Origin of the sequence: Bacillus gaemokensis, assembly GCF_001590835.1 — a bacterium.
Lineage (GTDB): Bacteria > Bacillota > Bacilli > Bacillales > Bacillaceae_G > Bacillus_A > Bacillus_A gaemokensis.
Map to the genome: position 1 here is coordinate 142486 of NZ_LTAQ01000045.1, position 13364 is coordinate 155849.

14 protein-coding genes are annotated in these 13364 nt (G+C 35.5%); 3 read left to right on the forward strand and 11 right to left on the reverse strand.

Annotation, left to right across the window (positions count from 1 at the left end):
* From aceB to AZF08_RS22105, 3 genes are all read right to left on the reverse strand, one after another.
* Positions 1 to 1590, reverse strand: a complete 1590-nt coding sequence (gene aceB, locus AZF08_RS22095) for a malate synthase A (protein WP_033673879.1) — start codon at positions 1588 to 1590, stop codon at positions 1 to 3.
* Between the two features lie 252 nt (positions 1591 to 1842).
* The gene (locus AZF08_RS22100) at positions 1843 to 2760 is read right to left on the reverse strand and encodes a DMT family transporter (protein ID WP_033673972.1); all 918 of its coding nucleotides are present in this window, start codon (positions 2758 to 2760) and stop codon (positions 1843 to 1845) included.
* Positions 2761 to 2907: 147 nt separating this feature from the next.
* Positions 2908 to 4170 carry a M48 family metallopeptidase gene (locus tag AZF08_RS22105; protein WP_033673880.1) on the reverse strand — a complete coding sequence of 421 codons (1263 nt, stop codon included), beginning with the start codon at positions 4168 to 4170 and terminating at the stop codon, positions 2908 to 2910.
* A 157-nt stretch (positions 4171 to 4327) separates the two neighbouring features.
* Between AZF08_RS22105 and AZF08_RS22110 the strand changes: the two genes are divergently transcribed.
* The gene (locus tag AZF08_RS22110; protein ID WP_033673881.1) at positions 4328 to 4912 is read left to right on the forward strand and encodes an SCO family protein; all 585 of its coding nucleotides are present in this window, start codon (positions 4328 to 4330) and stop codon (positions 4910 to 4912) included.
* 47 nt (positions 4913 to 4959) lie between these two features.
* On the opposite strand, the gene AZF08_RS22115 is transcribed toward AZF08_RS22110, so the two are convergent.
* The 4 genes from AZF08_RS22115 to AZF08_RS22130 all read right to left on the reverse strand — a co-directional run bounded on the left by AZF08_RS22115 (position 4960) and on the right by AZF08_RS22130 (position 7174).
* Positions 4960 to 5259, reverse strand: a complete 300-nt coding sequence (locus AZF08_RS22115) for a hypothetical protein (RefSeq protein WP_033673882.1) — start codon at positions 5257 to 5259, stop codon at positions 4960 to 4962.
* A 345-nt stretch (positions 5260 to 5604) separates the two neighbouring features.
* A complete protein-coding gene (locus AZF08_RS22120; RefSeq protein WP_033673883.1) occupies positions 5605 to 5904 on the reverse strand; it encodes a hypothetical protein in 300 nt (99 codons plus the stop codon).
* 48 nt (positions 5905 to 5952) lie between these two features.
* Positions 5953 to 6315, reverse strand: a complete 363-nt coding sequence (locus AZF08_RS22125; RefSeq protein WP_033673884.1) for a hypothetical protein — start codon at positions 6313 to 6315, stop codon at positions 5953 to 5955.
* Positions 6316 to 6340: 25 nt separating this feature from the next.
* The gene (locus AZF08_RS22130; protein ID WP_082246028.1) at positions 6341 to 7174 is read right to left on the reverse strand and encodes a CPBP family intramembrane glutamic endopeptidase; all 834 of its coding nucleotides are present in this window, start codon (positions 7172 to 7174) and stop codon (positions 6341 to 6343) included.
* A gap of 134 nt (positions 7175 to 7308) precedes the next feature.
* Between AZF08_RS22130 and AZF08_RS22135 the strand changes: the two genes are divergently transcribed.
* Together AZF08_RS22135 and AZF08_RS22140 are read left to right on the forward strand one after the other, a co-directional pair.
* The gene (locus AZF08_RS22135) at positions 7309 to 8013 is read left to right on the forward strand and encodes a response regulator transcription factor (RefSeq protein WP_033673886.1); all 705 of its coding nucleotides are present in this window, start codon (positions 7309 to 7311) and stop codon (positions 8011 to 8013) included.
* Between the two features lie 9 nt (positions 8014 to 8022).
* Positions 8023 to 9762, forward strand: a complete 1740-nt coding sequence (locus AZF08_RS22140) for a sensor histidine kinase (RefSeq protein ID WP_033673887.1) — start codon at positions 8023 to 8025, stop codon at positions 9760 to 9762.
* A gap of 44 nt (positions 9763 to 9806) precedes the next feature.
* On the opposite strand, the gene AZF08_RS22145 is transcribed toward AZF08_RS22140, so the two are convergent.
* The 4 genes from AZF08_RS22145 to AZF08_RS31540 all read right to left on the reverse strand — a co-directional run bounded on the left by AZF08_RS22145 (position 9807) and on the right by AZF08_RS31540 (position 13111).
* A complete protein-coding gene (locus AZF08_RS22145; RefSeq protein WP_033673888.1) occupies positions 9807 to 10172 on the reverse strand; it encodes a VOC family protein in 366 nt (121 codons plus the stop codon).
* Between the two features lie 58 nt (positions 10173 to 10230).
* Complete coding sequence (locus AZF08_RS22150) at positions 10231 to 11136, reverse strand: AraC family transcriptional regulator (RefSeq protein WP_033673889.1); 906 nt, start codon at positions 11134 to 11136, stop codon at positions 10231 to 10233.
* Between the two features lie 304 nt (positions 11137 to 11440).
* Positions 11441 to 12187 (reverse strand): IS200/IS605 family accessory protein TnpB-related protein, encoded by a 747-nt coding sequence (locus AZF08_RS31535; RefSeq protein WP_235190030.1) that lies wholly within the window; start codon positions 12185 to 12187, stop codon positions 11441 to 11443.
* Between the two features lie 27 nt (positions 12188 to 12214).
* Positions 12215 to 13111: a hypothetical protein gene (locus AZF08_RS31540; protein ID WP_235190031.1), complete on the reverse strand. Its 897-nt coding sequence runs from the start codon at positions 13109 to 13111 to the stop codon at positions 12215 to 12217.
* Positions 13112 to 13364 lie beyond the last annotated feature (253 nt).

Consider the following 13364-nt stretch of genomic DNA (forward strand, 5'->3'; position numbering starts at 1 on the left):
TTATAAAATTTCATAACCCGGCAATGTTAAAAACGGTTTAAATTCATCATTACGAACTAAATCTGTGAACAATTTTGTTGCTTCAATGAACCTAGCTTTCTTAAACTGGTCACTACCTATCTCTCGTTCTATTTTTTCTAACTCTTCTTCCTTTAGTTCTTCCATTAATTCGAATGTAATCTTGCGTCCGTCATCCAGCTTTCCACCTTCATGACGAATCCACTGCCATACTTGCGCACGTGAAATTTCCGCTGTCGCTGCGTCTTCCATCAAATTGTAAATCGGCGCTGCCCCGCGGCCACTTAACCAAGATGCAATATATTGAATGCCAACGCTAATATTCATACGAAGTCCTTCTTCTGTAATCGTTCCCACTGGTATTTCTAATAAATCCTTTTCTGTTACATCAATCTCTTCACGTTTTCTAAAAATTTGATTCGGTGTTTTCATAATGTGATTAAATACTTCCATCGCAACCGGTACAAGTCCCGGATGGGCAACCCAAGTCCCGTCATGTCCATCTAAAGCTTCACGTTCTTTATCCATACGCACCTTTTCAAAAGCAGCCTCATTTGCCACTGGATCATTTTTAATAGGAATTTGTGCGGCCATTCCGCCAATTGCTGGTGCATTGCGTCGATGGCATGTTTGAATTACTTTTAAAGAATACGCTCGCATAAACGGAGCCGTCATTGTAACTTGCGCCCTGTCTGGAAGCAGAAATTCATTATGGTTACGAAAACTTTTTAAAAAGCTAAAAATATAATCCCAGCGCCCACAATTCAGTCCTGCTGAATGATCACGCAATTCATATAAAATTTCATCCATTTCAAAAGAAGCATGAATTGTCTCTAGTAAAACAGTTGCTTTAATTGTTCCATTTGGAATCCCCATATATTTCTGGGCAAACATAAAGACATCGTTCCACAATCTAGCTTCTAAATGGCTTTCCATCTTCGGCAAGTAAAAATATGGCCCGCTTCCTTTCTCTAACAACGTTTTTGCGTTATGGAAAAAGTACAGACCAAAATCAACAAGACTACCTGACATCTTTTCTCCATCGACTAGCATATGTTTTTCCTCTAAATGCCAGCCACGTGGCCGAACAATTAATACAGCTGTTTTACCGCTAAGGCGATATTCCTTTCCGCTTGGGTTCTTATATGAGATCGTTCCCTTAACTGCATCTCTTAAATTAATCTGTCCTTCCACTGCATTTTCCCAAGTTGGGGAGTTAGAATCTTCAAAGTCAGCCATAAATAGGTGTGCTCCCGAGTTTAAAGCATTAATCACCATCTTTCGATCTACTGGCCCTGTAATTTCTACACGACGATCCTCTAAATCTCGCGGAAGTGGTGCGATTGTCCAATCTCCCTCGCGTATATGTGCCGTTTCTGGTAAGAAGCTCGGAAACTCTCCTGCATCAATCCTTTTTTGTTTTTCTACTCGTTTTTGCAATAAGCTTAGTCGGCGTTCGTTAAAATTCTCATGTAGCTCTTTTAAAAAATTGAGCACTTCCGGTGTCAAAATTTCACTGTGCGCCGGTAATACTTCTAAGGCGAGTGTAACCCGTGAAGTTTGCGTCGACATATTAGCATCTCCCTTTCAAACTGTCTTATAACAGATTGTATTTTATGTTTTATATTATATAACAAATTTTCAGAAAAGGAAGGAATTTTTTTGAAAATTTAACTTATTTTTTTGTAAAACCTTGTTTCCCTGTATTCATTTAACCTTTTTGATGCAAAAAAAGGACTAGTGTTATATAACACTAGTCCTTTTCATTTACATTTAAACAAAACGATTCCTCGCGAAAACAAGTCATTTTGTAAAGCATATATTTTACTCCGAAGATGCCATTTCTCTTTGCTTTCCTTCTGACTGTACCTCTTTTTTTGACTTTCGGAATGTAAACGCCATTCCAGCAAAAATAAGAACAATACCTACAACTTGAACCACAGTTGGGCGAAATCCTGTAAACACTGTATCTAATAGAATTGCTACACCTGGGTCTAAAAACACTAATACAGAAATGAGCCTTGTTGGCAAATCTCGTAAGCTATCAAAAAACAAATAATAAACGAATCCTGTATGGATGAGACCTGTCGCCGTAATCGCAATCCAATTGCTTTGTGTTAGCCCCTGAAATGCCCCAAAATCTACAAATGGAAGTAAAAGAAATATCCCTAGAAACGTTTGCAAAAAAGTCATCGCATACGCACTTGTCTTCCTAATCCCTTTTCCTAATAAAGTTGTAAATGCATAAAACAGTGCTGCAAGAAGTGCCCAAATCATCCCGGAAGACATCAGTTTTTCTAAAGAAACACTCCCATCTACGCCCGCCACTAAAACTGTACCAACAAAACAAATTACAATTGAAATAACGGATAGCATTGTTAATTTCTCTTTAAATACTACACTTCCAATGATTAAGACAATAATTGGTGCCAGATGATACACCGAAATCGCGATCGTTATTGACATTACTTCAAAAGCTTTAAATAAAAACACCCAGTTAAAAACAAGAAATACACCACAAGCTAATATTTGCAGAATTTCTTTTCGGTCCCACTTCTCTTCTTTAAACTGCCTTGTTGCGATCCAGCATAATGTTAAAAAGATTGTGGCACAAATGCAGCGAATAAATACTAATTCGAACGATGGTAAACCCGTTTTCACTGAGAAAAATCCAATTGAACCAAAAATAGACATGGATGCTATCATTTTTATAGCCGGCATCGATTTTGTTTGAAATAACATATTTGTTTTATTCCCTTGCAACACTATGTATACCCTCCAATAACAAGAACGATTAATTATTCTTAATATTCTTTTTTTATTTTAACTTTAATCATACAATATACAAAATAAAATGTAAAAAATAAGAAGCAGCTCAATCGCTGCTCCTCATTTCTTTTGCTTATCATACTCTTCAAATGCATGGATTCTTTCAAAAATTGGAGGGTGCGTATATAAGAAAAACTTCACTAACGCCGGTGGATTCACTTGGCTCAATCCTGTTTTTGATAAATACTGGAATGTTTTTACTCCCGATGTCCCGTCCTTTGTCATATCCAATGCATATTGATCAGCTGCACGTTCTTCTACTCGAGATACATAGTTTGATAATGGACTTACCGCAAAAGATAATACGGAAGAGATAAGGAAAAACAACGGAATAACCGAGAGGCATGCCACCTTTGGAATTTGCAATGTATTTCCCCATTTTCGCAGGCACATATTGATAATGCGGCTAATGAGATACATCCCTACAAACGTTAACACAATATAACTCGCTACGCCCCAATATATATGTTTCATCACATAATGTCCCATTTCGTGCGCCATAATAAATAAAATCTCTTTATCTTTTAACTGCTGAAGTGTTGTATCCCATAATACAATTCGAGAATTTGAACCAATTCCTGTTACATAAGCATTTAGTGCCGTCGTTTTTTCTGACATGTTCACTTCATATACATGTTCAGTTGGAATATGCGCCTGATCTGCAATCGCTAAAATTTTCGTTTCTAATTCTTTATTTGTTAGTGTAGAAAAATCATGATACAGCGGATCAATTAAAACCGGCTGTACAAACGTTAAAAAAATTGTAAATGGTACAGATAATGCCCATCCAGCTAGCCACCATTTTCTCGGGAATTTATAAATAAGCCATAGAAGTACAGAAACGATTAGTAGCATTGTAATATAGTTCACCCAAAAATCAATTACATGATCTTTTATCCAGCTCGCTGCTGCTTGAGTTGAAATGCCATAATCGACTGATATTTGATGGCCTATCCATTGAAGCGGTAATGAAAGAGCCGTTGTAAGCAGCGATAAATAGAATAAATAGATAGCAACTTGTATCACCCGTACTTTTGTCGTTTCCTTTGACCATTGTTCAAAACGCTTTGATACCCCTAAAACAAGAACAAACAATAGAATAATCCATTCAAGAGGCGTCGCTAAAAAAAAGAGTAAGTTTTTCACTCGTGAATAATCTTGACTTAATGTAAGCTCCTTCGCATTCATAAACGTCTGTGGATCAGCACTCGTTCCTTTATACATATCTGGAATAATCTCATGGTTCCATCCAAATAAATACCAATATATAAATAACGCAAAACCAACGTACAAAAAAAGCGACCACCTAACAACTTTCCTCACGTTTTCCCCTCCTCTATGCTGCCTGTCTATTATTATTGTAAGTTCGTTCTTTCTAAAATAGAACAAGCTAACACATAGAATTGTCATGCAATTTTCAATCACTCCTTAAAAATTGTCGGATTTTTCTTATAAAATATACTTGGGAGGGGATTGGTAAATGAAAAAATTTTATCTTACTTTTACACTAGGTTTAGTCATTGTAATCGGAATTGGAATTTACTATTTTACAGATTATCGTAAGGCTTCCGCTGAAATACCACGTGGCATTGTCATGGAGGATATAAATGGAACAACGCTATCTTTTGATAACTTGCCTAAAAAACTAAAACTTGTAGAATTTATATATACAAAATGTCCTGATATTTGCCCAGTTACCACCTACAAAATGAAACATCTACGAGACGAATTAGAAAAGGAAAACCTATTTCATAAAGAAATTGAATTTATCACAATTACCATTGATCCAAAATTCGATACAAAAGAAATATTAACTACATACGCTAACACATTTGAAATGAAAAAAACAAAAGGATGGCACTTACTACGTGGGGATGTAGATGAAACGAAACAACTAGCAGATACCTTTAACTTTCAGTACCGCGATCCAGGGAGCGGACTATATATTCATACTTCCAACTCTTATTTACTCGATGAAAATGATTGCTTAATTGAAGTGTTCGGTATGGGGGAACGTGGATTTAATAGTAAGAAAGTACTCAACACAATTAAAGATGCTATATAAAAAAGCTTCTATGAATAATAAATGAATGATGTGATAGTAACATCACATCATTCATTGGTAGTTAAGTTAATTTTTTTAAGCATTCTCATAAGGTTATCTAGTTTTTGTTTATACATAATTAGCTGTTGTACTCCGTCTTCATCTGGTTGTATCAAATTATCTTTATGCTGTTTTAATTTTAGATTAATTGCATCATCGTTTTGTAAAAATTTTTTATTGAGCCTTTTTCCACATAAGAAACTCGATACTAACCCCGCTACAAAACTATCATATTCCACTAACTCGCTATAAATATCATCTAATTTATCATCCTCAGGACAATCTGGAAAAGGCTCTTTAACAAACAACTCATATTCTTCTCATAACTTAGAAACAGTAGCTTTCATTTGATGACAAATTCCTTTCATCTATATATAGTCAATATCAAATTCGTTATCGGAAATCCAGAATCCTCTCCTATAACAGCGTCAATTCCACAGTAAGGACATGTTGCTGCGTCGTCACCTTCCCACCAGTCCGTGATTTCAATAGGACTAAAGATCTTTAAATAATAAAAACAACCTAAAATTATACTGTATTTATCCAGTAGGCTTTAGATTGTTTTTGTTTACTCATAAAAAATTGATTACAATACATCCAAGTAAAGTAACTACATATCCAACTTGTTTTTCATCAAAACAAACTAGCATTCCTCACCCAAAAATATTCACGAAGAAACTGAGATCCTGAAAGGAAATGGAACTATATTTCATAATTCCTTGTACTGTTAAAAGTAGTACAAGACCAAGCACACATATATAGTTAATGCCATCCTCACTTCTTTTTTCAACTACAATCCCGCCGCCAATACATAATAGCCCTAGAAGATGCAGTGCTAAATAAACAAAAAAGTATGACTCATTCCAACGAAAGCCAACATTCATTGTCGTAATAACAATTAGACTCCCCATAATCAAATAAAACAGTTTATTTGATTGTATCGTTTTATTCATATAGCTGTATACACTCCTTTCTATGTTTTTTCGTTGTTCAGTATATATTTAATGACGTTTCATTATAATGAAATAAATAATAGCTTTGATACAATAAAAAGATATACAAACGATCATCACTTTTTCAAAGATTTTGTTAAATACAACTCGATTCTCTTCATTTTTGCAATATCTTTGAAACACACGCTTCAGTATTTCTTCCAAAATAAAACCACTTAAAATGAATATCCCTACCAGGACAAGTAAAAAAATAATACTTTCTTTATAGCTACTACTTGTAAACAAATGAAATTCTGGAAATATAATAGGATCAACTACCGGGCTAACGAATTCACAAAATCCCCCATTACATATATCTGTAATAGATGTAGAGTCTACAATTTCTTTCAAGATTTTTTCAATTAACTTCATCCCCATTACTCTCCTAAAATATAAGCTATAACTCTCTCATTTTATTTACGTATGCCACTGATACCTCTTTATTTATATAACTGCGATTGATAAACAAAAAGATGAGTACTAAATTTAAACCAATACTAAAAATAATAAGTCCTGTAAAGAATGGCGTATACTTAGAAAAGTCAGCTAGACTTATCATTTCTTCTTTACTAAACATAAGAGATGCAATAAGTACAATCGCATTATAGAGCATATGAATACTGATCGGTATTAGTAAACTTTTTGTACGAATGTATACAATTGATAAGACGATGCTAAATATGGCAGCACCGAGAAAATCAACATGCAAACATCCAAAAAGAAGCGCTACCGTAATCATCCCTTTTACCGCTCCCCATTTTGCTGCAAAACGGTGGAATAGAAATCCCCTAAATACAAATTCGCCTATAATAGGAGCCACCAAAACTACTACTATAAATTGATATACATACCCACCCGTACTACTTATAATAGGTTCATGTAATATATTTATAATAAAATCTGGTGTAATCCATGCGAAGCTATACATATACAATACAATGTATCCATAACTAAAAAGACACAGCATTCCTGTAATCATCAAAACTTGTAAAAGATTAAATGATTCTCTTCTATTCATAAATAAAGTAAATGGAATACCGTTGTGCTTACATTGATACCACAACCAAACAGATGGAAATATATATATCACGAGTAGGCTTGTGAATGAAGAAATTGATATATGAAATGTATTTTCTAAAAATTGTTTACTAACACGTTCTATACAAAGAAGTAGTGCATATACAATCAAAAAATATCTAGCTCGCATCGAATAAAAAGGATTCACCCTCATCTCCTCCCCTATGTTACTTTTATCATACCATCTCAATCTTATTTCTAAGCAAAGAAAACCTTAATTTTCCCTTAAAAATTCCATAACTTACAAGAAAATGTTATGATATTCGTTGGAAATAGGGGGGATTTATTGTGTACAACGCAAATATTTTACTAGTCGATGATGAAACAGCAATTTTACAGCTATTAACTACTATTCTACAAAAAGAGGGATTTTCTCATATTACAACTGCTACATCTGCTGAAGAAGCTCTACGCCTTGTAGCGCAACACAGTTATGATTTAATGGTTCTAGATGTAATGCTTCCAGGAAAATCTGGATTTGATATTTGTCCAATCATTCGTCAAAAAACAGACTGTCCGATTTTCTTCTTAACAGCAAAATCATCTGATTTAGATAAAGTATCCGGCTTCCTATACGGAGCTGACGATTATATTACAAAACCATTCAACCCACTAGAAGTAGTCGCCCGAATGAAAGCTCAACTCCGAAGACATATGAAGAAAGCTACACAATCTATGGAAGAAAAACACTTCATTTCTTTTGAAAGATTTCAAGTTGATATACACGCAGCAGAATTACAAGTAGATGGAAAAACTGTTGAATGTTCAGCTCAACTTTTTCAGCTACTACTCTTTTTCTGTGAACATCCTAATTACGTATTTTCCAAAGAAGAAATATATGAAAAGGTCTGGGGCGCTCCTGCCTACAATGGGGATGATAATACTATTATGGTCCACATTCGAAAATTACGTGAAAAAATTGAAATTGATCCAAGTAACCCGCAGTATATAAAGACCGTTCGTGGACTTGGCTATAAATTCGTTGCAAAGTAGGTAGTACATATGAATTTAAGTAGAAGGCTCATTATCCAGTTTATTATGCAGCATATTTTCGTCCTGTTTACTTTACTAATTGCAGTAGTAGTCGCTTTTGTTTATTTAGCTTACCTTGTCAGTACAACTTTATATGAACCGAACATCCCAAAATCCGATAGTTCCGCAATCTCTCAATATATCTCTTCAGAAGATGGTCATATTACATTGAATTCTGATGTAAAAAAATTAATTACAGATAAAGATGACTGGCTACAAATTGTAGATGATAACGGAAAAGTTCTCTATCATTTCAATACTCCAGATGATGTCCCTGCTTCTTATACAAAGACATCTCTAGTTGCATATTTACAGCACCATATACAGAGTCCGTATAAATTCACTTATTGGGAAATTGAGTTAGAAGATAAAAAAGCAATCGTTATTTATGGAGGCGTGATGAAAAGTAGTACGCTACTACAAAAACTCAACCAAAATCATCCTTCTCCATTGATCGATAATTTTTCATTAACCGAACAAGAAAAGGAATTATTCTCTAAAGAAAAAGCAACGCTACAAATATTCGATGTAAATGGAGAAGCAGTTTTTTCATATCCACATGGAAAGAAAAAAACACTTTCAGCAATACAAGCCGCACTTGCCGAAAAAGAACCATGGAATCACGAGGAGAACATCTCTAGTTTCTATCATTCAGATAGTGGACTTCTCTTCGTCATAACAGCGAAAAATGATTATTATTATCCAGATGATGAAACAGAAATCCAATTTGCAAAAAAATTCTTTACAGGAGTCGGCTCTATATTTCTTGTCGTGTTTGCCTACTTAGTAATTCTCTCTATTTGGTACGGAAGAAAATTTGGTAAACCATTATTACATACAATGCGTTGGCTCAAAAATATTGCTGGAGGGAAATATGAAGAACCGGTAAGTAAAAAAGGGAAATCCGTTCGCTTCCGGCGCTCTGGTAAAGAAAAGTGGTCATTCCGTCTGTTTAAAGATGTTACAAATACGTTAGAACATCTTTCTATTACTCTTCAAAAAAATGACGCGATGCGAAAAGTGCTCCAACAAACACGCGAAGAATGGATCACCGGTCTCACGCATGATTTAAAAACACCGCTCAGTTCCATTTACGGCTATTCTCTCTTATTAGAGTCTAAGCAATATAACTGGACTGATAAAGATATTCAAGAATTCGGCCGCGTGATGAAAGAAAAGTCACAATATATGACAACATTAATTGACGACTTAAGCTTAACTTACCAATTAAAAAACAATGCGCTTCCCTCTCAGCACGTTCATGTTGAAATCAACCAGTTTGTACAAAAAGTCTTATTACAATTTATTAATAACCCGACACTTCAAAATCAAAATATCGAATTTGTTCCTAGTGCTAATAAAATTTATTATTCTATCGAGGAAAAATGGTTCCAACGCATCATTGAAAACTTATTAGCAAATGCCGTAAAGCATAATAATGAAACAACAAAGGTGATTGTAAAGCTTGGACAAGGTGCAGACTCTTTTACACTTTCTATTTCTGATAACGGAAAAGGTATGGATGAACAAACAAAAGGTTTATTGTTTGAACGCTATTATCGCGGTACAAATACCGAAGAAAATAATGCCGGAACAGGGCTTGGCTTAGCGATTACAAAACAACTTGTACTCGCTCATAACGGTACGATTTCAATTGAAAGTGAGCTTGGAGAAGGAACGACCATTATTATCGTATTTCCGCTTAACTAACAAAAAAAGAACTTCCTAGGGTATCAATCTAGGAAGTTCTTTTCTTATTTACCAACCAATACAAACACATTCTCATCTGGCGCCTCCATCACTGCTACATGACCTGACTCTGTTTGAAACGGCTCACGTATCCATTTCACATCTTTATTTTCTTTTAAACTCTCATATGTTTGAAGAACATCTTCTACCAATATCTCAACTTCCATAAAATTAATATCTGGATGATTGCTTAATACTAACTCGGAACTATGCTTCTCTGGAAATTTCAGTCCTATTAAAGTCCAAACCTGGTCATTTTCTAAATTTCTCTCCACAATCCAATGTTGTTTCAATCCCATTGATTTATAAAACAAAGCAGACTTCTCTATATCCTTTGTATGTATGGATACACATTCTAATTTTTTAAACATACTCTCCTATCCCCTTTATAAGAAGAGCGAATCATTTTTTAATGATTCGCTCCTTCTTTTATTGTTTTTTCTGCACTGGTATCCAAATCTCAACTTGAGCAGATTCGCTCTTATCTTCATGGCAACGCTCATCGTATAGTTCAAACTCTACACTCCCGCAATGCTCATATCCTGAATGTGGGAACCATTCTGAGAAAACAGCATTCCAGGTTTGATGGATTGACGGGACCATATCTTTATGAGGTACTTTCGGCGTTGTAAATACCGCATACGTTGCCTCTGGGAATGTACGCTTCGTAAGTTCACTTGGCACATTATTAAAGTCTGTAACTTCCATTCCGATAATATAAGTGAAGTCTCCTGTTTCTAAATTAAAATCTGTACACATTCCAAGTTCTACCCATTGACTTGTATCTTTACTGTTTGGAATAGTCGTTCCTAGATCTTTTTGTAAATAATTATCCCAAAACGCTGGGATGTCTTGATGATTTTTCCCTTCTTTACTAGTCGTCTTCATCTCATACCCCGCTACAAGAAACTCTGGCTTTTTCACAATACGAAATTCCATTTTTATTCCCCCTAAATATGGATTTAATTTTCTCTGTTTCACATTCACTTTGTAATACATTGGTGTTTTTATTTCTTGCTTTCGATACTCACTTGGCGTCATTTGAAACAATTTTTTAAAGGCTCGAATGAACGTTTCGTGAGATTGAAAGCCATGTTCGAATGCGATATCAATAATTTTTTCGTCCGTATGAGAAAGCTGATAAGCTGCCCGGGCTAGCCTCCTCTTCCGAACATACTCCATTACTGGATCACCGACTAACGCCTGGAATACACGATGAAAATGAGACTCAGAAAAACCTGCCATATGAGCTAAATTACGTAACGTTTGTTTTTCCATCACATCTTCTTCAATATAATCAATCGCTTTTTGAATTTGCATTTCATAGCTTTCCATCTCTGTTCACCCGCCTTATATGTATTATGTTGAACTACCCCACGAGCTTGAGGTGGGGATTCCACTGTTTCTGCCCTAACAAAAACACTTCCTCTCGTTCAACAAAGAGGATACAACAATATAGAAATTCGGTAGTGTCCTTAAGCAAGACGACCTCTTTCTGTCTTCTGAGGAAAACAGAAAAGGTACAGCTACTTTCTTCCTATATCAAGGCGAAGAACACCCTGTCATGCATCCAGTTCCTAGACCTGTTATCTGCTCTGGTGACAAGTGTAAGAGACTGGGACAAGGGGATCTTTTTTCATTATGCAAACAGTTTTTCTAGTTTTTTCTTCTCACTTTCCAATAAGTCTAATCGCTTGATTTGTAATGCCTCTTTCGGTTGATTCACATCATATAACTGATAGAAATGATGCGTACGAATATCCAATCGATTGTTTAATTGATGCCAATGGCTCCAGTGATGTGCGTCTTTTCTTGTAATATAAAGCTGCAACACTTGAGGTACCTTTTCTTTATACCCTAATCCACGACGACCAATTGTAAAGGCTGCGGATTGATGAATAGGGATGCCGAATTTCCGCATATATTTCATCTTCCCTGAGATAGAAGTGTATGCGGGATTAACTTGAAAGACAGCTACGCCTATTTTATGCGCACGCCCCAGAATCGCGCTTGTCATCTTCTCATAAGCAAACATACTCTTCATCCAATTTGCTCGCTTATTTCCATATTGATCACCTGTCTTTGATTGCGTGGTATCCAACTTCTCTATGACAATCGGCTTGTTATACCGCTCCGCTAAGTCAACTAAACGAATGGCTTCTGCTTCGATGATTTTTGTGATTTGTCCAGTAGATTTCCACATAATCGAAAAGCGAAAGGAGCCACTTCCTTTGTAATTCCCATCCTTCGTTACATTCGCCCAAGCAAAATGATCTAGATTACAATCCACACCAATGACACCATCCGATTTACTATAATTCGTATGAGGGTTTTCTGGCACATCGACTAAACATTTTACAATGTAATACTCCCCATGGTCTTCCACAGACCACGCAATCGGTTTTCCATATTTTTACTTATCCTTACACTGCAATTGGTTTGTGATTACTTCTTCAATGATTTCTTTTCCATACGTGAATGTAACAGCTGGAAACATGACTCGTTTTCCTGTACTTGTCGTCATCCATAATTCCTGGTTCTCCATCACATACTGAAACACAAAGTTTCCATGTTTGGCGTCTTTACGACCAGATAGTATATGTTGTTTATTTCGAGCACGAGAAAATAATGTTTTCCATTTATCATGGTTCTGTACGAACTCATCGATTGTAAATTGAGACCGAAACAATTTTTTACTCCCAAACACCGCACTCGGAATATGCGTTTTGTACGATTCAAGCTTCTGCGTTAAACGGTATTGCCGGTGGGTCAAAAGGCCAATTTTTGCCTGAATCCTTTTGATTTGAACATCTAAGTACTGGTGCTCAAAAAGATATTCATTCAGCCAAATCAATGTGTCTTCTTTACGAGACAAAGAGATGACCTTGTTGTTCTTGGAGAAGCGAGTGTTTTTCGGAAACGTCATCTTTCCTTTCACACAACTTTGTTTAATTTTACGAAGGTTTGTCAGTTTTGTTCGTTCTTGTTTCAATTTCTTCTTAAGTTTCTTGATTTTCTCTTGTGTTTGTTTCTCATATATTTTCTGTAACTCCATTAAACCTGTAAACAATGCTTTTGCTTCTTGTACCGCTCTGTTGGCATAGTAATCGTTCAATTGATAATTCCGCTTGAGAACGAGATGAAGACTATCCGCGTGCATCTTGCGGTTCCAGCGCTTTTCTCGGACGATCGTTTGAAACGCATATCGTTTCGCTCGATTAAATGTTTCGATTGTCTGTGTCAATGTATCTACTATTTCATGCGATAGATCTGTCTTATAGATCCGTTTCGAAAAATACGCTTTCTTCACCTGTTCTCACCTCATTTTATTTGATAAGACAATTATACAACGAAATAAAACGTACGTTCTCATTAATTGTAATTTTCTTCAAAAAAAAAAAAAAACCGATTCATCGCCCACCTTCACTTCGTTTAGAGGAGGAGGTCTTATCAGTTAAAATGATAAAAGAAAAGACAATTCTTTTCTTGACGTTTTTTGCTTTTATTTTACAGAATCTTGTAACTTTTTCATATGTATTTCGTTGTTATAAGTGAGGGGAGGG

Coding starts and splice junctions, on each gene's coding strand:
- aceB (WP_033673879.1), bottom strand. CDS start 1,590: ATGTCGACGCAAACTTCACGGGTTACACTCGCCTTAGAAGTATTACCG.
- AZF08_RS22100 (WP_033673972.1), bottom strand. CDS start 2,760: ATGTTATTTCAAACAAAATCGATGCCGGCTATAAAAATGATAGCATCC.
- AZF08_RS22110 (WP_033673881.1), top strand. CDS start 4,328: ATGAAAAAATTTTATCTTACTTTTACACTAGGTTTAGTCATTGTAATC.
- AZF08_RS22120 (WP_033673883.1), bottom strand. CDS start 5,904: ATGAATAAAACGATACAATCAAATAAACTGTTTTATTTGATTATGGGG.
- AZF08_RS22125 (WP_033673884.1), bottom strand. CDS start 6,315: ATGAAGTTAATTGAAAAAATCTTGAAAGAAATTGTAGACTCTACATCT.
- AZF08_RS22130 (WP_082246028.1), bottom strand. CDS start 7,174: ATGAGGGTGAATCCTTTTTATTCGATGCGAGCTAGATATTTTTTGATT.
- AZF08_RS22140 (WP_033673887.1), top strand. CDS start 8,023: ATGAATTTAAGTAGAAGGCTCATTATCCAGTTTATTATGCAGCATATT.
- AZF08_RS22145 (WP_033673888.1), bottom strand. CDS start 10,172: ATGTTTAAAAAATTAGAATGTGTATCCATACATACAAAGGATATAGAG.
- AZF08_RS22150 (WP_033673889.1), bottom strand. CDS start 11,136: ATGGAAAGCTATGAAATGCAAATTCAAAAAGCGATTGATTATATTGAA.